The 20998-nt window shown below is 70.7% G+C and carries 17 protein-coding genes, 1 tRNA gene, 1 other RNA gene and 1 pseudogene; 10 read left to right on the top strand and 10 right to left on the bottom strand.

The features are described from left to right. Positions 1-185: 185 nt before the first annotated feature. The 6 genes from ACIBSV_RS24965 to ACIBSV_RS24940 form a co-directional block, all read right to left on the bottom strand. Complete coding sequence (locus ACIBSV_RS24965) at positions 186-1253, bottom strand: aspartate-semialdehyde dehydrogenase (RefSeq protein WP_395866600.1); 1068 nt, start codon at positions 1251-1253, stop codon at positions 186-188. Then, positions 1250-2518: an aspartate kinase gene (locus ACIBSV_RS24960; protein WP_355530902.1), complete on the bottom strand. Its 1269-nt coding sequence runs from the start codon at positions 2516-2518 to the stop codon at positions 1250-1252. Before ACIBSV_RS24960 ends, ACIBSV_RS24965 begins: the two co-directional genes overlap by 4 nt. 229 nt (positions 2519-2747) lie before the next feature. Then, positions 2748-3368, bottom strand: a complete 621-nt coding sequence (locus tag ACIBSV_RS24955) for a DUF5063 domain-containing protein (RefSeq protein ID WP_395866598.1) — start codon at positions 3366-3368, stop codon at positions 2748-2750. After that, positions 3361-3960: a recombination mediator RecR gene (gene recR / locus ACIBSV_RS24950; protein WP_391586320.1), complete on the bottom strand. Its 600-nt coding sequence runs from the start codon at positions 3958-3960 to the stop codon at positions 3361-3363. Before recR ends, ACIBSV_RS24955 begins: the two co-directional genes overlap by 8 nt. A 209-nt stretch (positions 3961-4169) precedes the next feature. Next, entirely contained in the window at positions 4170-4514 is a 345-nt protein-coding gene (locus ACIBSV_RS24945; RefSeq protein WP_395866596.1) for a YbaB/EbfC family nucleoid-associated protein, read from the bottom strand. 156 nt (positions 4515-4670) lie between these two features. Then, entirely contained in the window at positions 4671-6842 is a 2172-nt protein-coding gene (locus ACIBSV_RS24940) for a DNA polymerase III subunit gamma and tau (protein WP_395866594.1), read from the bottom strand. Between the two features lie 90 nt (positions 6843-6932). On the opposite strand from ACIBSV_RS24940, the gene ffs reads away from it, so the two are divergent. Beyond that, positions 6933-7031, top strand: an RNA gene (gene ffs / locus ACIBSV_RS24935) — signal recognition particle sRNA small type. An 84-nt stretch (positions 7032-7115) separates the two neighbouring features. Continuing rightward, positions 7116-7203: transfer RNA gene (locus tag ACIBSV_RS24930), tRNA-Ser, on the top strand. Between the two features lie 167 nt (positions 7204-7370). Here ACIBSV_RS24930 and ACIBSV_RS24925 read toward each other — a convergent pair. Further along, positions 7371-8330 carry an alpha/beta hydrolase gene (locus ACIBSV_RS24925; protein ID WP_395866592.1) on the bottom strand — a complete coding sequence of 320 codons (960 nt, stop codon included), beginning with the start codon at positions 8328-8330 and terminating at the stop codon, positions 7371-7373. Positions 8331-8429: 99 nt separating this feature from the next. Next, positions 8430-8746: pseudogene (locus tag ACIBSV_RS24920) on the bottom strand (putative quinol monooxygenase). Between the two features lie 144 nt (positions 8747-8890). On the opposite strand from ACIBSV_RS24920, the gene ACIBSV_RS24915 reads away from it, so the two are divergent. From ACIBSV_RS24915 to ACIBSV_RS24905, 3 genes are all read left to right on the top strand, one after another. Next, entirely contained in the window at positions 8891-9796 is a 906-nt protein-coding gene (locus tag ACIBSV_RS24915; protein ID WP_395866590.1) for an AraC family transcriptional regulator N-terminal domain-containing protein, read from the top strand. 157 nt (positions 9797-9953) lie between these two features. Further along, positions 9954-10703: an SDR family oxidoreductase gene (locus ACIBSV_RS24910; protein WP_395866588.1), complete on the top strand. Its 750-nt coding sequence runs from the start codon at positions 9954-9956 to the stop codon at positions 10701-10703. 989 nt (positions 10704-11692) lie between these two features. Next, positions 11693-12742: a porin PorA family protein gene (locus ACIBSV_RS24905; RefSeq protein ID WP_395866586.1), complete on the top strand. Its 1050-nt coding sequence runs from the start codon at positions 11693-11695 to the stop codon at positions 12740-12742. 233 nt (positions 12743-12975) lie between these two features. Here ACIBSV_RS24905 and ACIBSV_RS24900 read toward each other — a convergent pair whose 3' ends face one another. After that, on the bottom strand, positions 12976-13788 hold the full coding sequence (locus ACIBSV_RS24900; protein ID WP_395866584.1) for a helix-turn-helix domain-containing protein: 813 nt from the start codon (positions 13786-13788) through the stop codon (positions 12976-12978). Positions 13789-13893: 105 nt separating this feature from the next. Between ACIBSV_RS24900 and ACIBSV_RS24895 the strand changes: the two genes are divergently transcribed. The 5 genes from ACIBSV_RS24895 (at position 13894) to ACIBSV_RS24875 (ending at position 18783) form a co-directional block, all read left to right on the top strand. Continuing rightward, positions 13894-14901: an ABC transporter substrate-binding protein gene (locus ACIBSV_RS24895; RefSeq protein ID WP_395866582.1), complete on the top strand. Its 1008-nt coding sequence runs from the start codon at positions 13894-13896 to the stop codon at positions 14899-14901. A 95-nt stretch (positions 14902-14996) separates the two neighbouring features. After that, a complete protein-coding gene (locus ACIBSV_RS24890) occupies positions 14997-15812 on the top strand; it encodes a siderophore-interacting protein (RefSeq protein WP_395866580.1) in 816 nt (271 codons plus the stop codon). After that, complete coding sequence (locus tag ACIBSV_RS24885; protein WP_395866578.1) at positions 15790-16830, top strand: FecCD family ABC transporter permease; 1041 nt, start codon at positions 15790-15792, stop codon at positions 16828-16830. Before ACIBSV_RS24890 ends, ACIBSV_RS24885 begins: the two co-directional genes overlap by 23 nt. Positions 16831-17047: 217 nt before the next feature. Beyond that, entirely contained in the window at positions 17048-18010 is a 963-nt protein-coding gene (locus tag ACIBSV_RS24880) for a FecCD family ABC transporter permease (protein ID WP_395866576.1), read from the top strand. Continuing rightward, on the top strand, positions 18007-18783 hold the full coding sequence (locus ACIBSV_RS24875; RefSeq protein ID WP_395866574.1) for an ABC transporter ATP-binding protein: 777 nt from the start codon (positions 18007-18009) through the stop codon (positions 18781-18783). The genes ACIBSV_RS24880 and ACIBSV_RS24875 overlap by 4 nt, the downstream gene beginning before the upstream one ends. A gap of 25 nt (positions 18784-18808) precedes the next feature. On the opposite strand, the gene ACIBSV_RS24870 is transcribed toward ACIBSV_RS24875, so the two are convergent. Further along, the gene (locus ACIBSV_RS24870) at positions 18809-20890 is read right to left on the bottom strand and encodes a protein kinase (protein WP_395866572.1); all 2082 of its coding nucleotides are present in this window, start codon (positions 20888-20890) and stop codon (positions 18809-18811) included. Positions 20891-20998 lie beyond the last annotated feature (108 nt).

The raw sequence follows: 20998 nt of genomic DNA, 5'->3' as shown, positions 1-20998 counted from the left end.
GTCGGCTCAGACACACGTGCGCCCACCGTAGTGGGCAGGGTGACGTGCAGTCAGCCACTCGGGGCCGGGAAACGGCCGCGCACGCGCGGCAGCCGGTGTCCCCACCTGGGGAACACCGGCTGCCGCGACGGTTCGCGGCCCGGGTCCGGACCCTGTCCGGGGCGGCCGGGCGGGCCGGTCGGGGCCTAGTCGCGCTCGGTCAGCTCGGCGGCGACGACTTCGGCGATCTGGGCCGTGTTCAGCGCCGCGCCCTTGCGCAGGTTGTCCCCGCACATGAACATGTCGAGCGCGAACGGGTCGTCGATCGAGCGGCGCACCCGGCCGACCCAGGTCGGGTCGGTGCCGACCACGTCGGCCGGCGTCGGGAACTCGCCGTTCTCCGGATCGTCGCACAGCACGACGCCGGGGGCACCGTCGAGGATCTCGTGTGCCCGGGCGACCGAGACCTCGTTCTCGAACACGGCGTGCACCGCGAGCGAGTGCGTGGTGATCACCGGGACGCGCACACAGGTCGTGTGCACCTTCAGGTCCGGCAGTCCGAGGATCTTGCGGGACTCGTTGCGAACCTTGAGCTCCTCGGACGACCAGCCGTCGTCCTTGAGCGAGCCGGCCCACGGCACCACGTTGAGCGCCAGCGGGGCCGGGAACGGCCCGAAGTCGCCCACCGCGCGGCGCACATCGCCGGGCTGGGTGCCCAGTGTCTGGCTGCCCGCGACCTTGCCGATCTGCTCGCGCAGCGCGTCGACGCCGGGCTGACCGGCACCGGAGGCGGCCTGGTACGACGCGACGACGAGCTCCTTGAGCCCGAGCTCGGCGTGCAGCGCGCCCAGCGCGACGACCATGGTCAGCGTCGTGCAGTTGGGGTTGGCGATGATGCCGCGCGGACGCACCCGCGCCGCGGCGGCGTTGACCTCGGGCACCACGAGCGGGACCTCGGGGTCCATCCGGAACGCGCCGGAGTTGTCCACCGCGATCGCGCCCTTGCTCGCGGCGATCGGCGCCCAGTGCGCGGAGACCTCGTCGGGCACGTCGAACATCGCGACGTCCACGCCCTCGAAGCACTCCTCGCTCAGCGCGATGACCTCGACCTCCTCGCCGCGTACGACGAGCTTCTTGCCCGCGGAGCGCGCCGAGGCGATCAGCCGGATCTCGCCCCACACGTCCTGGCGGGTGGAGAGCAGTTCGAGCATCACCGTGCCGACCGCGCCGGTGGCGCCGACCACGGCCAGGGTGGGCTTGTCCTTGCGGGTCATCGGCCGGTACCTCCGTAGACGACGGCTTCGCCGGACTGGTCGTCCAGGCCGAACGCGGTGTGCACGGCCTGTACGGCGGCCGGAACGCCGTCGGCGCGACAGACCACCGAGATCCGGATCTCGGATGTCGAGATCAGCTCGATGTTCACCCCCGCGCCGGTGAGGGATTCGAAGAACTTGGCGGTCACGCCGGGGTGCGAGCGCATGCCGGCGCCGACCAGCGAGATCTTGCCGATCTGGTCGTCGTAGCGCAGCGACTCGAAGCCGATCTCGGCCTGGGCCTTGGTCAGCGCGGTCATCGCGCTCTGCCCGTCGGACATCGGCAGCGTGAAGGAGATGTCGGTACGGCCCGTGGAGGCCGCGGAGACGTTCTGCACGATCATGTCGATGTTGATCTCGTTGTCCGCCACCAGGCGGAAGATCTTGGCCGCCTCGCCCGGCTTGTCCGGGACCCCGACCACCGTGATCTTCGCTTCGCTGGTGTCGTGGGCGACCCCGGAGATGATCGCGTGCTCCATGTCGTCCCCTTCGGGTTCATCCGTCACCCAAGTGCCGACGAGTCCCGAGAAGGACGACCGCACGTGCACGGGCATGTCGTAGCGGCGGGCGTACTCGACGCACCGCAGGTGCAGCACCTTGGATCCGCTCGCGGCCAGCTCCAGCATCTCCTGGTAGCTGATCCGGGAGATCTTCCGGGCCTTCTTCACCACACGGGGGTCGGCGGTGAAGATGCCGTCCACGTCCGTGTAGATCTCGCAGACCTCGGCGCTGAGCGCGGCGGCCAGCGCGACGGCGGTGGTGTCCGAGCCGCCGCGGCCGAGCGTGGTGATGTCCTTCGTGTCCTGGGACACACCCTGGAAACCGGCCACGATCGCGATCGCGCCCTCGTCGAGCGCGGAGCGGATCCGACCCGGCGTCACATCGATGATGCGCGCTTTGTTGTGGACCGCGTCGGTGATCACACCGGCTTGGCTGCCGGTGAACGACCGTGCGTCGACGCCCAGGTTTTTGATCGCCATCGCCAACAGCGCCATCGACATCCGCTCACCCGCGGTGAGCAGCATGTCGAGCTCGCGCCCGGAAGGGATGGGACTCACCTGCTGCGCCAGATCGATCAGCTCGTCCGTCGTGTCGCCCATCGCGGACACCACCACGACCACTTCGTGGCCCTGCTTCTTGGTGTCGACGATTCGCTTGGCCACGCGCTTGATGCCTTCGGCATCGGCGACGGAGGAGCCGCCGTACTTCTGCACGACAAGGCCCACGTGCGCTCCTCGCTTGATATCTGTGCGGTCGGCACAGTCTAACTAGGCCGTACAGTGGTCAAAGCTTTATTCACATTGTGAGACGTACGTATCACTAAGCGGGCAGTCGGAACCGAACGCCCATGTCGGCGCCGGGACGGGCCGCACCGGGGCCGTACCGGGTCCGTACCCCGCTCGCCTTTCGCCCGAATTCCGTTGATACCGAATCCCGGTGGGATCGGGCGACGACTCAGGTGTGCGGGCCGCCCAGTACCACGGCCTCGTCGAGCTGCTCGGCGAGCTCGTCGACCAACTCGTCGGCCAGTGCCTGGCCGGCCGGGTCCAGACTCTCCATGATCGGATCGTCCAGGCGGGCGTGCGACACCACCGACTGCAGCGCGCGCAGCACGGCGCTGGCGGTCGCGCCCCAGTTGGACAGGTACGAGAACTGCCACCACCACAGCGCCTCGCGGCTGCGTCCGGCCCGATGGTGGGCCAGCCCGTGCGCGAGGTCGGCGACCACGTCGGCGACGTCGTCCGACAGCCGCGCGGCGACCGGCTTGGACTTGGGCACGTACGGGTCGAAGACCTCGTAGTAGACGTCGATCGGCTCCAGCAGCCGGGACAGCGCCGAACGCAGCGCGTCGACATCCGGATCGGGGCCCGAGTCGGGCTCGAAGCGGTCGTCGGGCACGATGTCGGCGATCGCGCCGAGCCGGCCGCCCGCGAGCATCAACTGCGAGACCTCCAGGAGCAGCATCGACACCGCCTGCTCCGGCTCCTCGCCCTTGGCCACCTCGGTGACGGCCAGGACGAAGCTGTCGATCTGGTCGGCGATCTCTCCGGTGAATTCGTTCAGGTCGTCAGACATCGAGCAGTCGTCTCCCCTCGAAGGCACGCCCGAGCGTGACCTCGTCGGCGTACTCCAGGTCGCCCCCCACCGGCAGCCCGCTGGCCAACCGGGTCACTCGCAGACCCATCGGCTTGCACAGGCGAGCCAGATACGTCGCGGTCGCCTCTCCTTCCAGGTTCGGATCGGTGGCCAGGATCAACTCGGTCACCACACCGTCCGCGAGCCGGGTCATCAGTTCACGGATCCGCAGGTCGTCGGGTCCCACGCCCTCGATCGGGCTGATCGCGCCGCCGAGCACGTGGTAGCGGCCTCGGAACTCGCGGGTCTTCTCGATCGCCACGACATCCTTGGACTCCTCGACCACGCAGATCACCGCGACGTCGCGTCGCGGATCGAGGCAGATGCGGCACTGCTCCGACTCCGCCACGTTGCCGCATGTGGCGCAGAAGCGCACCTTGTCCTTGACCTCGGTGAGCGCGTGCACGAGGCGCCGGACGTCGGCCGGGTCGGCCGCCAGGAGGTGGAAGGCGATGCGTTGCGCGCTCTTCGGCCCTACACCGGGCAGTCGGCCCAGCTCGTCGATGAGGTCCTGTACGACGCCTTCGTACACCTACCGTCTCCCTGCTCGCTCTGGTTCTTCGTGGGCTTATTGGTGGGGTTGGTGGTCGGTGGTCGGTGGTTGGTGGTCGGTGGGCTCGTGGCTGGGCTTGGGCTTTGTCGGTGGCGCTTGGCCTGGGGTCTTGGGCCTTGCGCTTCAGCCTTGGGCTTCGGCCTTGTCGGCTTCCGGGTGGGCTCGGCTTTCGGTCGTGTGGACCCGGCTCACATGCCGGGCAACCCCAGTGGGCCGCCACCGCCCATGCCCTGGGCCAGCGGGCCCATCAACCGGGACTGCATCTCCAAGGCCGCGCGGTTGGCGTCGCGCACCGCGGCGACGATGAGGTCGCCGAGGGTCTCCGTGTCCTCAGGATCCACCGCGGACGGCGAGATCTCCAGAGCCAGCAGTTCGCCGGCACCGGAGACGGTCGCGGTCACCAGGCCGCCGCCGGCGCTCCCGGTCACCTGGGTGCGGGCGAGTTCGTCCTGCGCCGCCATGAGGTCCTGCTGCATCTTCTGCGCCTGCTGCAGCAACTGCTGCATGTCGGGCTGGCCACCACCGGGAAACACCTGGACACCCTTCGTCGCTCGGACGCGGCTTCGCACCGCCTCGGGGCGGCCCTGCTCGGCGGCCGTCCTGCGGTCGAGCCTACGGCTCCGGGCGGGGCCGATGCGCGGCGGCGGCACGCATCGGCGGGTCCGGTGGTGGGGCGGGTGGTGGGTGGGTCAGGTGGTGGGCGACTCGTCGATGATCGTGGCGCCCAGCTCGCGGGCGAGCAGTTCGTGGGTGGACAGGCCGCCGTCGTCCGCGAGGTCCTCGTCGTCGTACCGGCCGATGTCCTCGGGGATGTCGTAGTCCGGCTCGGGCGGCGGCGGGGGCGGTGCCTGCTGCGGTTGCGGTCGGGCGGGCGGCGCTGCCTGCGGCGGGGCGCCGGTGGCGGGGCGGGGTTGGGCGGGGGCCGGCGGGGGCGTGGCCGCAGGGGGCGTCGGAGCGCCGGGCCACGCGCCGGGGGGCGGGGCGGCGGCGGGTGTGGGGTGCGTGACGGGGCTGCCGGTCTGGGGCGTCGTGGTCGGGACCGGGACCGGAGCCGGCGTGGCGGGGCGGCGGGCGGGCGCCGCGGCGCCCTCGCCGGCGACGACGCAATCGATCCGCCAGTCGAAGCCGAACGCGTCCTGGACGGCCTGACGCACGATCTCGTCCCGGCCGCTGCTGCGGAAGCCCTCGCGGGCGCCGGCCTGCTCGAACGCGAGGGTCAGCGTGGCGCCGTCGAATCCGGCCACGGTCACGGTCTGGAGCATCATCCAGGCCACCCGGTTGCGGCCGCGGACGGCGTCCAGGATCTGCGGCCACATCTCGTGCACGCGGGTGAGGTCGCCGGTGCCTTGGGCGGGGGTGGCGGCGGGCGAGGGTGTTGCCTGGGCGTGCTGCTGTTGGGCCTGTCGGCCTGGTTGGGCCTGTTGGGCCTGGTGTTGTGGTGCGGCGGACGGGGGCGGGCCGGAGCCGGCGGTGCGGGCCTGGGGCCAGGCACCGGGGGCCGGCGCGGGGGGCTGCTGGGTCTGGGGCTGCCGGTGTTGCTGCGGCTGCGGTGCCGTGGGAGGCGGTACGGGAGCCTGAGTCGGCGCCGCAACCGGGGCTTGGACCTGGGCCGGGGCGGCCTGCTGCGGCCGGGTCGCCGCGGGGGGCGGCGCGTCGGCGCGGGCGTGGTCCGGTGCGGCGGGCCCGGCGGGGAGGCCGCCGACGGACACCCGGCGCTCCAGCCGTTCCAGCCGAGTCTGCAAACCCTGCTCACCGGAGTCGACGGCGGGCAGCAGTACCCGCGCGCAGATCAGCTCCAACTGGAGCCGGGGCGCGGTGGCGCCACGCATCTCGGTGAGGCCGGTGTTGACGATGTCCGCGGCGCGGGTGAGCCCGGCCCGGCCGAACTCGGCGGCGTGCCGGACCATGCGCTCCAACTGATCGGCCGGCACGTCGATCAGGCCCTTGTCGGCCGCGTCCGGCACGGCGGCCAGGATCACCAGGTCGCGCAGCCGCTCCAGCAGGTCGGCCACGAACCGACGCGGGTCGTAGCCCCCCTCGATCACCCGGTCGACCAACTCGAAGGTGGCCGCGCCGTCCTGCGCGACGAACGCCTCGACGACGTCGTCCAGCAGCGACCGGTCGGTGAACCCGAGCAGCGAGGTGGCCATCGCATAGGTGACACCGTCGTCGGTGGCGCCCGCGAGCAACTGGTCCATCACCGACATCGAGTCCCGCACCGACCCGGCTCCGGCCCGTACGACCAGCGGCAGCACGGCCGGCTCGACCTTGATGCCCTCGGTCTCGCACACCGACGCGAGGTGGTCGCGCAGCACGCCGGGCGGCACCAGCCGGAACGGGTAGTGGTGCGTGCGGGACCGGATGGTCCCGATCACCTTCTCCGGCTCGGTCGTCGCGAAGATGAACTTCAGGTGCTCCGGCGGCTCCTCGACCACCTTGAGCAACGCGTTGAAGCCCGCCGACGTGACCATGTGGGCCTCGTCGATGATGTAGATCTTGTAGCGCGAACTCACCGGCGAGAAGTGCGCCTTCTCCCGCAGATCGCGCGCGTCGTCCACACCACCGTGCGACGCGGCATCGATCTCGATCACGTCGATGCTGCCGGGCCCGCCGAGACCGAGGTCCCGACACGACTGACACTCGCCGCACGGCGTGGGCGTGGGCCCCTGCTCACAGTTGAGACACCGGGCGAGAATGCGCGCGCTGGTGGTCTTGCCACACCCTCGCGGCCCACTGAACAGGTAGGCGTGATTGACGCGGTTGTTCCGCAGGGCCTGCATGAGGGGTTCCGTCACGTGCTCCTGCCCGATGACCTCTGCGTAGGTCTCGGGGCGGTAGCGACGGTAGAGGGCGAGCGACACGCCCCCGACGATAGCCGGGCCGAACGACAGACGCGGACCCTCATCACCCACCGGGTGCCCGATCACCGACCACGGTCGGGTACTGTAGGCCCCGGACCCCCCGTGCGGCGGTATCCTCCTGAACCTCCCCAGGGCCGGAAGGCAGCAAGGATAGGGAGGCTCTACCGGGTGCACGGGGGGTTCACAGTTTCCCCCACCCCCCTGGCCCCACCCCTCCGCCCCCTTCGAATAGGGGTGCGCGAGCACCCACCGACCTCCTGTAAGCTTCCGCACGGAGGATTCGCCTAGTGGCCTAGGGCGCACGCTTGGAAAGCGTGTTGGGTTCACACCCTCACGAGTTCGAATCTCGTATCCTCCGCCAGCCTGAACAGGCAAAACGTTGCCCCCGGTCGCATCGCGGCCGGGGGCAACGTCGTTGTCGGTCTCAGTTCTGGTCTCGGTTGCAGCGCATCAGCCCCTCGCTCCCGTCCCCGGCCTTCGTGTGCCGAGCCGGCGCCGGGCGTGCCGGCGGCACCGCGGGTTGCGGCGTCATGCGGCGTGTAGGAGCCGGGCGAGCCAGTCGGTGCGGGTGCGGCGGGCCGTGGCCGAGATGTGCGCCTGCGGGTACAGGGCGTCGAAGCCGTGGAAACCGCCTGCCCAGACGTGGAGTTCGGCCTGTCCGCCGGCCGCCCAGATCCGGGTGGCGTAGTCGGTGTCCTCGTCGCGGAACACTTCGGCGGAGCCGGTGTCGATGTAGGTGGTCGGCAGGTTCGAGAGATCGTCGGCCAGCGAGGGTGAGACGTACGCGGGTACGTCGTCATCGGTGAGGTCGCCGAGAACGCAGCGCCAGCCGAAGTCGTTCATCGCGCGGGTCCAGACGCCGGGCCCGCCGGAGTACTGGCGGCTGGAGGTGCTGGTGTTGCGGTGGTCGAGCATGGGGCAGGTCAGTATCTGCGCGGCGATCGCCGGAGTGCCGAGGTCGCGGGCCAGCAGGGTGACGCCGGCCGCCAGGCCACCGCCCGCGCTGGCTCCCGCGACGATGATCCGGGCGGGATCGACGCCCAGTTCCTCGGCGTGTTCGGCGACCCAGAGCAGTCCCTGGTAGCAGTCGTCGACGGGGACGGTGCCGGTGGCCTCGGGCGCCAGCCGGTAGTCCACGGACACCACGACCGCGCCGAACTCGTCGAGCCACTCCAGCGGGATGTCGATCTGCGAGAAACGGTCGCCCATCACCATTCCGCCGCCGTGGATCCAGTACACGCAAGGCGCGGCGGTGGTGCGGTCGGCGCCCCCGGGGGTGAAGACCGACAGGGGTATCGCAGTGCCGTCCTTGGCGGGCACGGTGACCTCGCGCCGGTCGACCCACCGGTCGGCGAGCAGGGACTCGACCGGCGTCGAGGGGTACTGCCGCAGTTGTGCGAGCAATTCCGGGTTGAGCTCGGACATCAGCGGCATGTCGGAGAGGAGGACGCGAAGTTCGGGGTCCAGGGCGGGGCGCGCTGTGGTCATGGTCGTCGGCCTTTCGCGGGATGGTGCGGGGGCGTTCGGCGGGATTCCGGGTGGAGCGAGGGCCGCCTCGGCAGGCGCCGGGGGCGGCCTCCCCAGGGCCTAGAAGGCGGCCTTGCCGCAGACCGGGACGTAGTCGGTGTTCTCCGCCTCCTTGGCCAGCAGTTCGCCGATCCGCGCCACGATCGCCTGGGCGGCCTCGCCGGCGAACGTCCGGTGGTGGTCTTCCTCGCTGGTCCATCCCTCGGTGACGTGGACGACGTCGGGGTCGGAGGCGGAACGCGAGACCAGGTAGACGACGCAGTGCTCGCTCGCGCCGGGGCTGCCCTCGTCCAGGCCGGTCACAGCAGATCGATCAGCCTGCCGCCCATCCCGGGAGCGGCGGTCAGAGTGGCGTTGAATCCGTAGTTGGCAATCATGGGGAGCCTTCTTCGTTTCGGTGGAGTGGACTGCCTCCATTCAATGCCCCTGACCTGCGGAAACGTAAGAACGATTCTCTCTCGTTCTTGCACGATCCTCGCGAACCCGGGAGTGCTTTCGCGCATTGCTGCTGAAATGGGCGCATGTCCCTCGATGAGTTCCGCGACCTCCTGGCCCGGCACGCCCGCCCCGACTGGACCACCGCCGTCGACGGCGTCCTGATCTCGAAGGTCGACCGGCCCGACCCGCCCGCGCCCTCCATGTCCGGCACGATCCTGGCGGTCATCGCCCAGGGCGCCAAACGGCTCGCGCTGGGCGATCGGGTCTACGAGTACGGACCGGGGCAGTACCTGGTCGCCTCCGTCGACCTGCCGGTCACCGGACAGTTCACCCAGGCCGACCCGGGCCGCCCTGCACTGGGCTTCGGGCTCATTCTCGAACCGTCCGCCGTTGCCGAGCTCCTGCTGCAGGCCGGCCCCGGAGACATGCCCCGCACCGGCGGAGGCCCGCCGTCGGGGATCGCCGTCAGCAACGCCCCGCCCGCCCTCCTGGACGCGGTGGTCCGGCTGCTGCGCCTGCTCGACGAACCCCGCGACCGCGCCGTACTGGCCCCGCTGGTCAAACGCGAGATCCTGTGGCGCGTGATCACCGGCGAGCAGGGTGCGACGGTGCGCCAACTGGGCATCGCCGACAGCGGTCTCAGTCATGTCTCACGTGCCGCACGCTGGATCCGTGAGCATTACGCCGAGCCCTTCCGGGTCGAGAACGTGGCCCGCCTCTCCGGCATGAGCGCCTCCGCGTTCTACCGCAACTTCCAGGCGGTGACCGCGATGAGCCCCATCCAGTTCCAGAAGCAGATCCGGCTCCAGGAGGCACGACTGCTGCTGGCCACCCACCCGGGCGACGTCGCCGGGGTCGGCCGGCGCGTCGGCTACGACAACCCGTCGCAGTTCAGCCGCGAGTACCGCCGCCGGTTCGGCGCGCCCCCGGGCCGGGACGCGGTCCGCCTGCGGGACGCCGCCCGCACCCCGGCAAGCATCACACTGTAAGCACGGTCGGATAGAAAGGGAGAATCGTGCAAGGAAGGGCGAGGATAGTTCTACTGTTTTCCCAGTTCAGAGCGATTCAATGGGATCACTGAAACCACCGCCGAGCAGGAATGAACATTCCAGTCCGCGGATCCCACCACATCGCAAGGGGCACAGCATGAACACCGTTCTGATCACCGGGACCTCGTCCGGCTACGGCCGCGCGACCGCCCTCCACTTCCACGCGCAGGGGTGGAACGTCATCGCGACCATGCGCGGCCGGCGCCCGGATGTCCTGCCCGAGTCGGACCGGCTGCGCATCGTCGAACTGGACGTGACCAAGCCCGACACGATCACCGCCGCGCTCGAGCTCGCCGGTCCGATCGACGCCCTGGTCAACAACGCGGGTGTCCCCTCGATCAGCGTGTTCGAGGGCACCCCGATGGCCCGCGTGCGGGAGGTCTTCGAGACCAATACGTTCGGCGTGATGGCCACAACGCAGGCGGTGCTGCCCCAGTTCCGCGATCGCGGATCCGGCGTGGTGGTCAACGTGACCTCCAGCGTGGTGCTGGGCCCCATGCCCCTCTCGGCCGTTTACAAGGCGAGCAAGGCGGCCGTCGAGGGGTTCACCTCGTCCCTCGCGCTCGAACTCGCGCCCTTCGGCGTACGGGCCAAGACGGTCCAGCCGGGCGCCTGTCTGACGACGAACTTCGCTGGCAAGGCCATGGACGGCGGGCCGCTGGACGAACTGGTCCCGCCGCCCTACGCGCCGTTCGCAAGGAAGGCCATGGCCGACTTCACCGGCCAGGATCTGTTCACCCAGGAGAGCGACGTCGCCGAGACGGTCTGGCGCGCCGCCCACGACACGACCGGCCAACTGCGCTTCCCGGCCGGCCCCGACGCCGTCCGACTCGCCCAGGCGACGTGATCGAGCCGGATGCGCTCTCACGTGTACCGGTGTGGGGTTGTCCGCGACGGGGATGGGGAGACTCGAGCCGCTGGGCGGGGCGGCCGTTTTCACCCGCCGGCAGTGGCGCTGTACACGCCTTCATCCCAGAGCTGCCACAGACCGCCCGCAGCACCACCGAGTCGTAAGGCGCGGGCCCGAGAACCCCAAGGGCGCAGGAGAGGTTGTCAGCCTGATCAACTGCAATCAAGAGCCACCACCCTGGTTGCAGTTCTGGTTGCATTCACCGGCGTACACCGATTCGCAAGGCTGACGGCCGCGTACTCCACCGCACGTCAGGACGTTGGCGAGCGTCGCCGGATCAGCGGATGACCCCTTGGAAAGCGTGTTGGGTTCACACCCTCACGAATTCGAATCTCGTATCCTCCGCCAGCCTGAACAGGCAAACGAACGCCCCGATCGCCATGCGGTCGGGGCGTTCGTCGTCGTCCGTCTCCCGTGGGACTTCGACACCCGACAGGGGGCTGAGCGCCGGACTGCTTCGCCTAAGCGTGGGCCGAATCGTGCGGCGCGCTCGTGGGCGGTCCCGGACCTGCTGTCCCAACCCTGCACCTCGTGGAAGCACTTCAAGTGTTCCGTCTCAAGCGTTCGTGCCGATGTGCGTCCCCACCGTCATGCGTCCTCCGGCCGGCCTTCCGGAGTCGGGCGACCCGTCACGGCCCCGGATTGCGCGGATCCCCTGGTCTGTCCGGGGGCAGTCCTGGTGGGCCCGAGACCCGACCCATGTCCAGGTGTCGGCCGGGAGGTGATGGTGGCCTGCGGGTGTCGACCGTGGATCCGGGGCGCGGCGGCGTGTGACGTGCCGCGGCAGGGCCGGATTGCTCGAACCCTGTCTGGGATGGGGTGTCGTCACACGGATGGTCGTCGGCGGGCGCGGTGGCGGGGTGTCTCGGGAACACTTGGCTCAGACGGAGCGTGATCTCGGGTCTAGTTCAGTGGGAGAGCGGATCATGCGGACGAACATGGTGCTCCGCAGCGTCGGCGTCGTGGTGGGTCTGGTCCTGATCGCCTGCGCGTTCGTGCTCGCGTACGTCATCACGCCGAACTATGTGGTCCGGCTGCCCGACGACACCGATGCCAAGCGCTCCTATACCGGTACCTTCAGGACCCTGCTCGACGCCCAGGAGGTGGCGAAGGGCAGCCTTGCGACGGCCGTCAAGCGGAACGTACCCCTCGCCGTCGAACGGACCGTGAAGGTCGAGGAGACCTCGGGCAACACGGCCCTGGTCAGCGACAGCCGGACGACGACCGCCGCGGGCAACCCGGTCGAGAAGACGGACTGGAAGTACGCCGTCAACCGCAAGACGCTCGAGCCGTCCGGCAGCCATCCCGCCGGCTGGACGGTGGTCGACGCCCAGGGCCTGACGGTCAGTTGGCCGCTCGGCGCGAAGAAGAAGACGTACACCGGCTGGCGGCCGGAGACCGGGACCACGACGCCGCTGACGTACGCGCGTACGGAGAACAGGTCAAGCCTCAGTACATACGTGTACGAAGCGAACCTGCCGCCCACCCGGATCACCGACCCCCAGGTGCTCGCCGGTCTGCCGCCGGCCGTCCCGCGGACGACCCTGGCGCTGGTCGCCCAACTCGGTACTCTCTCTGCCGCGGCCAAGGAGCAACTCGCCGCACTGCTACCGACGTTGAGCGACCCGGTGCCGCTCTCCTACACGCTGGCGAGCGCCGACACGTTCTGGATCGAACCCGAGACCGGCAGTGTGATCGATACGCGGCGGTCCCAGCAGCGCGTGGCCGGCGTCATCGCCCCGAGCAACGGCGCCTTCCTCCCGCTGCTGCCGGTCTCCGACGTCTTCTACCAGCAAACCCCCGAGTCCGTGAAGGACGCCGCGGACGACGCCGATGACGGCCACGACGCCATCATGCTCGTCGGTACCATCCTGCCCATCGTGGTGGGCGTGGTCGGAGCACTACTGGTGGCCGCGGCTCTGCTCATCCGACGTCGTCGCCCCCGCGGCACCCCCACACCCGATCCGGACGCCTGACCCGCGCCCGGACGGTATGCCGGCACCGCGCCGATCGTGTGCCGTCCGGCAGGCCGACGACCGGCGACCGGCGACCGGCGACCGGCGACCGGCGGAGCCTCACCGATCGGGTCGCGGTCTCGCTCGACGGCGGAGCCGGCTCCCCTCCGGCGAGGTGCCTCGCCACAATCGCGCAGCCGCGCGTGGCCGGCATCACCGTACGGCCGCGTCCGCCCGGAGCACGACGGGGTCGGTCAGGCAAGCGTGGCCAACCGGGTGCGGGCGTATTGGCCGGGTGGGCAGCCGTATTCCTTGGCGAAGGCGAGGACGAAGGCGGAGACGCTGGAGTAGCCGACCCGGCGGGCCACCACGGAGACCGGTTCGGCGACGAGCAGGGCGCGGGCGACGCCGAGACGGAGCAGCGTGCGGCGTCGGGTGAAGGACATGCCGAACTCGCGTACGAAGTCCCGCTGGAGGGTCTTGGGGCTGATGTGCAGGCGTGCCGCCCACTCGTCGAGGCGCGTCGGGTCCGCGGGGTTGTGGGACATCGCGCGGGCGACGGCCCGGGCGAAGCCCTTGCCGTTCGCGCACTCGTCGGCGATGTCCGCGGCGAGCGGGGCCAGGTCGCGCAGGATGCGGGTGCGGGCCTCCAACGCTCGGCGCTCGTCGTAGCCGGGAGTGGCGATCTCCTGGACGAGGCGCTCCGCCTCCGGGCCGATCGCGACGTGGCCGGTGCGCAACCCGGCCAGGGATTCGGGCACTTCGCGCAGGCAGATCCGGTAGACGGTCTGCCGGTCGGCGGCGCGTACCTCGTGGCTCACCGCCTGTTCGGCCCAGAAGCCCTCGCCGGGCGCCGTGAACCAGGACCGGCCCCCGTGTACGGCCGAGAGCATGCCGTCCGGTGACCAGTAGAGCTGGTGCACGAGGTCGTTGCGGACGGCCCCGAACCCCAGGGGACCGGCCGTGCGGTAGTGCAGGACGAGGATGCCCGCGGGTTGCCCGAGCCCATACCCGAACGCGTCGCAGGCGATCGGGTCTCCGCCCACATCCTGTCCTCTGATCGACATCGGGTGACCTTTCCGGACAACCATCAAGACTCAGGTGAGGCTAGCCTAAGTTCGCCGCGCCGACCGATTGGGGCGCCAAGACCTGTTCGACCCGAAGGAATGCTTATGTCCGTTCGTCCGCTACTCCGCCTCGTCTCGGCCGGCCTGGCGGCCGTGACCGCGACCGCCCTCCTGGCGGGCTGCGGCTCCGATTCCGACAGCGGCACGGGTGGAAAGAGCGGCGCCACGAGGGTGATCGCCGCCGACAACGGACAGATCACCGTCCCCGTGAGCCCCAAGCGCGTCGTCGCGACCGGTTACGCGGTGCCGGTGCTGATCGAGGCGAACGCTCCCCTGGTCGGCATATCCACCTGGCCGCGCGGTCTGGGCCTGATGACCGGGCCCGAGCGCACGACGTACGACAAGCTGCACAAGATCGGCGGCGCGACCGCCAAGGAGACCAACTACGAGGCCATCGCCGCCGCGAAGCCCGACATCATCATCATCGGCGTACCCAGGCCGGTGCTCGGCGAGTTGGACCTCAAGCGGCTGGGATCGATCGCGCCCGTGGTCGCCATCGGCCCCAGCCTGCCATCCGCGTGGCGCGAGTTGTCGGCACGCCAGGCCGACGCCGCGGGCCGTGCGGGCCACACCGAGGAGACCCGGAACACGTACCGGAAGCGGGCCGACGAGCTGAAGGCCAAGTACGCGGCTGCCGTCGGCGGCCTCAGGGTCGGCCACCTCGGCGCGTACAACGAGAACTCCCAGGGCACCTTCCAGCGCGAATTCGCCGGCTCGTGGGGCACGAACATCGCGCAGGACATCGGCCTCGACTACTACGGCACGGTCAAGAAGAAGAGCGGCGGCTCCTCCGACGTCTCGGAGACGCCGTCCATCGAGGAACTGCCGGCGAGCCTGGGCGAGGCCGACGTGATCACCTACACCGTCCAGGACGACGGCACCCCGAGCGCGGGCGTGCAGTACGTCCTCGACTCGCCCCTGTGGAAGAACCTGCCCGCGGTCAAGGCCGGGAAGGCCTTCCCGATCCGCTACACGGCGGCGGTGACGTACGCACAGGCCCAGCGCACACTCGACGCCGTCGACCAGGCGCTCGCCCCGCTCCTGGCCCGGTGACGGAACCCTCGCCCCTCGTGGACCGGTGATCGAAAACCCCCTCGGCCCGGTGATCGGAACCCCCGCGTCCCTCCCGGCCCAGTGATCGGAACCCCGTGCGCATCGAACGAGACAACCCCGCCCCGCGCGTCGCCGCCCACCACGCGAACGGCGAAGGCATCGCCAAGATCGGCTACCCGATCGCCATCCGCACCGTCACGCTGCTGCGCAAGCACTACGTGACCACGTCGGTGCTGCGCCTGACGGTCGGCGGCCCGGGCCTGGACGGCTTCCACACCTACCAGGCCGACGACCACTTCAAGATCGTCTTCCCGGACGCCGACGGCACGATGCGGCTGCCCGTCCCCGACGACGAACAGTCGCTGACCTGGCCGCGCCCGTCGCCGACCAGCCGCCGCTACACCGCGCGACGCTACGACGCCCAGGCGCGCGAACTCGACATCGACCTGGTCATCCACCCGGGTGGCGTGGCCTCGGACTGGGCGGTCGCCGCCGCACCGGGCGCGGATGTCGTGATCGCCGGGCCACCCGGGGCGAAGTCGTTCCCGCACAACTACGACCACTACGTCTTCGCGGTCGACACGACCGCGCTGCCGGCGGCGGCGCGCTGGCTGGAGGAGTCGCCGCGGGACGTCTCGGCGCACCTGGTCGTCGAAACGGCGCACGCCGACGAGCACCGCTATCCGCTCGCCGCGCGCGACGGCGTACGGGTGACGTGGCTGGCGCAGGGGGGTGGTGCGTCCCGGCTCGCCGAGACCGTACGCGCCTTGCCGCTTCCCGCCGGACGGACCTTCCTGTTCGCCGCCGGCGAGGCCGACGACATCAAGCCGCTCCGCGCGTGGGCCAAAGGTCGCCTCGACGCCCTGTTCACCGGTTACTGGAGGCGCGGTGTCGCCGGTCTCGAAGACTGAGTCGCCGGTCTCGAAGACCGAGTCTCCGGTCTCGAAGCCTGCCGCGCCCCAGGTCCTGCTGCTCGTCGGGGCGGTCGCCCTGCTCGCCCTGGTCTGCGGCCTGAGCCTGGCCCTCGGGGCCAGGGCGATCCCACCCGGCGACGTCTGGCGGGCCCTCACCGACCCCTCCGGCGCCGATACCGACCTGACGATCCGAGAGATCCGGGTCCCCCGCACGATCCTGGCGATCTGCGTGGGTGCGGCGCTCGCGACGGCCGGCGCGCTGACCCAGACGCTGACCCGCAACCCATTGGCCGAACCGGGCCTGCTGGGGATCACGTCGGGCGCCGGGTTCGCCGTCACCGTGGGCACCACGACCGGGCTGACCGGAAACCAGGGCGTACAGGTGTCCCTCGCCCTCGTCGGCGCGCTGATCGCCGGCGTCCTGGTGTACGCGGTCGGCCGTACGTCGCCCCTGCGCCTGGTGTTGGCCGGTGTCGCGCTGGCCTCCGTGCTCACGGGTGTGTCCATGTCGCTGCGCATCCTGGATCCGGACGCGTTCGACCACTACCGGTTCTGGAGCGTCGGCTCCCTCGCGGGCCGCGAACAGGCCCCGCTCCTGCTGCCGGTGCTGCTGATCCTGCTTGCCCTGGTCGGCGCGTCGGCGCTGACCGGAGCGCTGAACACGCTGGCCCTGGGGGAGGACGTGGCGCACGGCCTCGGCGCCCGGGTGAACCGAACCCGCGTCGCGGTGCTGGCCGTCGTCACGCTGCTGGCCGGCACCGCAACCGCCGTCGCGGGACCGATCGCCTTTCTGGGCCTGATGGTTCCGCACATCGTGCGGCGCGCGGCGGGCGGTTCGGTGCCTTGGCTCCTGGCGTACAGCGCGCTGCTGGGGCCGATCCTGCTGCTGGCCTCCGACATCACGGGTCGACTGCTGCTGCCCACCGGCGAGGTCCCGGTGGCGGTCGTCACCGCCTTCTTCGGTGCGCCGGTGCTCATCTGGGCCGTGCGGCGCTACGAAGGGACCACGTTGTGACGATGGATCACGTTGTGACGGGGGCCGGTCCGGTGACGGGGGCAGCCCGGTGACAGGGGACCACCTCGTGTCCGAGACGACGAGGACCCGCCCGCCGACCACCGGCACCGTCCCGTCGGCGCCGAGAGCGGAGCCGTCGTCCCGGCGAACCGCCTTCGGCCGCGCCTGTCATGCCCTTGACCGGACCCGTCGTGCTCTCGGCCTGGAGCCGCGTGCCGTGGCCGGCAACGCCGTACTGCTCCTGCTGCTTCTGCTGTTCGCGGGGGCGGGCCTGTGCCGGGGCGACACCTGGAGCAGCCCACAGGCGGCGGCCGACGGCCTCACCGGCCACGGCGATCTCTCCGTCGTCGTACGCGAGTGGCGCCTGCCGCGCGTCGTCGCGGCAGTCCTGTTCGGTGCGCTGCTGGGTTGCGCCGGCGCGGTGTTCCAGAACCTGACCCGCAACGAACTGGGCAGCCCGGACGTGATCGGCCTCGATGTCGGTTCGTACACCGGCGCGCTCATCGTGATGGTCGTCATCGGCGGAACGACCACCCCCACCGCCCTCGGATCCGTCGTCGGCGGGCTGCTGACCGCCGTGGTGGTACTCACCCTCTCCACCCGATCCGGATTCGGCGGCCATCGGCTCATCGTCATCGGCATCGCCGTGAACGCGATGCTCACCGCGGTCAATTCGTGGATCATCCTGCGTGCCGACCTGGACGTGGCGATCGCCGCCGAGATGTGGAACGTCGGTTCGCTCAACGGCGTGGACTGGGCCGACCTGAACGTGGCGTTCGTCGCCGCCGCGATACTCGCGGTGTTGCTCGTCCTGAATTCGCGGGCGACACAGCAGGCCGCGCTCGGTGACGCGATCGCCGTGACGTCGGGCGTCCGTCTGCGGCAACACCGTCTGCTGGCGGTCGTGGCCGGAGCCGGCTGCACGGCCACGGTCACCGCGATCACGGGACCGATCGCGTTCGTCGCGCTCGCCGCTCCGCACCTGGGCCGTGCGGCCACCCGGTCCCCGGGCATCCACTTCGTCCCCGCCGCGCTCACCGGCTCCGTACTGCTCCTGAGCGCCGACCTGATCGCGCAGAGCCTGCTCGCGCCGGTGACGCTACCGGTCGGCGTGGTGACCACGGCGATCGGCGGCGCGTATCTCCTGCTGTTGCTCCTCAAGGAAGTCAAACGACCGTGACCGCACGCCTGACCGCGCAGGACATCACCCTCACGTACGGCGACCGCACGGTGTCGGCGAACCTCAGCCTCGACATACCCGACGGTGCCTTCACCGCGATCATCGGCGCCAACGCCTCGGGGAAGTCGACGCTATTGCGGGCGTTCGTGCGGCTGTTGCGGCCGTCCGCCGGAACGGTCCTGCTCGACGGACGCGACGTCCACGGCTACCGCCCCAGGGACATCGCGCAGGAAATCGCTTTTCTGCCACAGGATTTGGCCGCCCCGGAGAACATCATGGTCCGCCAACTGGTGGACCGCGGACGCTTCCCGCACCGCTCGCTGCTCTCGGTGCGCACCGCGGCCGACACGCGGGCGGTCGAGGAGGCGATGGCCGCCGCCGGCGTGGGCGACCTCGCGGACCGGCAGGTCGCACGGCTCTCCGGCGGACAGCGCCAACGGGTCTGGGTCGCGATGGTGCTCGCGCAACAGACGCCCTACGTGCTCCTGGACGAACCGACGACCTTCCTCGACCTGGCCCACCAGTACCAGTTGCTCCGCCTGCTGGCCGCGCTCCGCGACGACGGCCGAACCATCGTCGCGGTGCTCCACGACATCAACCAGGCCTGCCGGTTCGCGGATCACATCGTGGCGATGAAGGACGGCCGGGTCCGCGCCGAGGGGTCGCCCGCCGACATCGTGGACGCCGCCCTGATGGCGGACGTGTTCGGCCTGCCCAGCCTTGTCGTGCCGGATCCCGTGACGGGGACGCCTCTGGTGGTGCCGACGGTTTGACGTATTGCGCGGTGGACCGGGCTCGTTACGGGATTCGCCACTGTTGGTATTTGTTGCCGGGAGTGCAGGCGACGACCGAGAGGGCCTTGCCCGCGCCGTTGTTGGTCAGGCAGTTCTGGCCCATGTAGTCCTTGATGTAGACCGCGCCCGCGGTGGGGGCCCCGGCGAGGCGCCAGTTGGTGGAGTAGCCAAAGCCGACGGCGAGTTCGGGACGTTCGGCGTTGCCGTACGGCTGGCCGAGGGCGGGGCCGTCGAGGTTGCAGGTGCTGAAGGTGTCCCAGGTGGAGACCGTGTGCACCCAGCCGTACTGCGGGTGGCCGCCCATGACCACCTCCTTGCCGCCGCCCGGGCCGTCGGCGACGAGGCCGATCCGTTGGCCGTCGGCGACGCTGGTGATGGCGCCCCAGCGTTCGCCACCGCAACCCTGGGGGACGCTCTGGGCCGGGGGCGGAGTGGACGCGGGCGGCTTCTGTTGGTTGCCGCCGCTGTTGCCTCCGCCGCCGGGCGATCCGGCGCCACCGGACGCGGAGCCGTTGGCGCCGCCGTTGCCGGGCCCGGGGGGCGGCACGGCGCCGCCCGGGCCGGCGGTGCCCTGGGATGCGCCGGTCCCGCCCTGTGCGGTGCCCGGCGCCTGGGTGCCGGCGGTGTTCGTACTCGGGGTGCCGGTGGCGGCGCCTGTGGGCGGCACCGACGTTGCGCCCGGATCGCCCTGCGCTCCGGCCGGGACCTGGACTCCGGATACGACCGGTTTCGCGTTCGGGGTGTCGTAGCTCGGGTCGGACCCGCCGCCGAAGGGCTTGACGTACAGGACGGTGGCGACGACGCCGGCTATGACACCCAGGACCAGGAGCGCGGCGGCTATACCGTGCCGCTTCCAGGACCCGCCGTTCGCGGGGGTCGCTGTCGCGTCGGGGGTGTCGGTGGCCGACGGCGGGGGTGTCGGAGGATTCGCGTCGATGGCGACGGCATCGGGAACCGCGTCGCGAACGGCGTCGGGAGCGGTCTCCGGAACGGCGTCGGGAACCGCGTCGGGTGTCGAGGGCTCGGCCGTGGGCGGGACCTGTTTCACCGGCGTGACCTGCTCCGCCGAACTGCTCTCCGCGTCCCCCTCGTCGGTCGCCTCGTCGGTCGCCTCGTCACTCCGAGTCGGGTCGACCTCGAGAGCCTTGCTCGCGGCACCGGCACTTCCACCGCCGACCGCTCCGCTCCCAGCCGCCCCGCTCCCAGCCGCCCCACTGACCGCCGCGGCACCGGCGGCCACCACCGCGGCAGCCGACCCACCCGTCATCGCCGCGCGAGCCGCCACCGCCATCGCCGCCGCGTCGGCGTATCGATCCTGCGGATCCTTGGCCAACGCCTTCGCGACGAAAGCGCGGACCGCCTCGGGGAACTCCTCCGACAACTCCGGCGCCGGGTCCCTGATGTGCTTGAGCACCACTTCGAAGACCGCGTCCCCGGTGAACAGCGCTTTCCCGGCTATGAGTTCATAGCAGACGACGCCGATCGCATACTGGTCGGACGCCGGCACCGCGCCGCTCCCCCGGGCCTGCTCGGGAGCTATGTACCGAGCCGTGCCGAGCACCGAGTGCGACGCGGTGAGCCTGGTGTCGGCCGTGGACTGCGCGATCCCGAAATCGGTGACGGTCACCCGGTCGTCGGCGCCGATCATCAGGTTGGACGGCTTGACGTCCCGGTGCACGATGTCGCGCAGATGTGCCGCGTGCAGTGCGTCCAAGGCTTGGGCGGCGATGCCGAGCACCCGATCGACGGGCATCTCCTCGGCATCGCTGTCGGCCAGGACCACGTCCAACGGGCGACCACCGACGAGTTCCATGACGATGTACGCGACGCGCGGATCCGACCCGCTCTCCCCATAGTCGTGCACATCGACGATGCCGGGGTGGTCGAGCGCGGCCAGAACCTTCGCCTCACGCCGAAACCGCTCGGCGAACTTGGCATCGGCCAACAGCGAGGGCAGCAGGATCTTCACCGCGACCGACCGTTCGAGCACGCGGTCCTCGGCCCGCCACACCTCGCCCATGGCCCCGCCGCCCAGCAACTCGGCGAGTGCGTACCGGCCGCCCAGCACCGTGCCCGAACCCCACATGCCCGTTCCCCCATAGGCTTCAGCGTTCCCGCCCGTCGGCGACGCGCGCAGTCTGCCAGGGGATCCAGGGCTCCAAGGAAACCGAAGCACCCCCGGCAGGCGATCATT

The organism is Embleya sp. NPDC050154 (assembly GCF_044460165.1).
Lineage (GTDB): Bacteria > Actinomycetota > Actinomycetes > Streptomycetales > Streptomycetaceae > Embleya.
This window is presented reverse-complemented; position numbering and strand designations above follow the sequence as displayed.

Bases quoted from the DNA above. Each gene is read 5' to 3' on its own strand.
- ACIBSV_RS24965 (WP_395866600.1), bottom strand. From the start codon at position 1,253: ATGACCCGCAAGGACAAGCCCACCCTGGCCGTGGTCGGCGCCACCGGC.
- ACIBSV_RS24955 (WP_395866598.1), bottom strand. From the start codon at position 3,368: ATGTCTGACGACCTGAACGAATTCACCGGAGAGATCGCCGACCAGATC.
- ACIBSV_RS24925 (WP_395866592.1), bottom strand. From the start codon at position 8,330: ATGACCACAGCGCGCCCCGCCCTGGACCCCGAACTTCGCGTCCTCCTC.
- ACIBSV_RS24915 (WP_395866590.1), top strand. From the start codon at position 8,891: ATGTCCCTCGATGAGTTCCGCGACCTCCTGGCCCGGCACGCCCGCCCC.
- ACIBSV_RS24910 (WP_395866588.1), top strand. From the start codon at position 9,954: ATGAACACCGTTCTGATCACCGGGACCTCGTCCGGCTACGGCCGCGCG.
- ACIBSV_RS24905 (WP_395866586.1), top strand. From the start codon at position 11,693: ATGCGGACGAACATGGTGCTCCGCAGCGTCGGCGTCGTGGTGGGTCTG.
- ACIBSV_RS24900 (WP_395866584.1), bottom strand. From the start codon at position 13,788: ATGTCGATCAGAGGACAGGATGTGGGCGGAGACCCGATCGCCTGCGAC.
- ACIBSV_RS24895 (WP_395866582.1), top strand. From the start codon at position 13,894: ATGTCCGTTCGTCCGCTACTCCGCCTCGTCTCGGCCGGCCTGGCGGCC.
- ACIBSV_RS24870 (WP_395866572.1), bottom strand. From the start codon at position 20,890: ATGTGGGGTTCGGGCACGGTGCTGGGCGGCCGGTACGCACTCGCCGAG.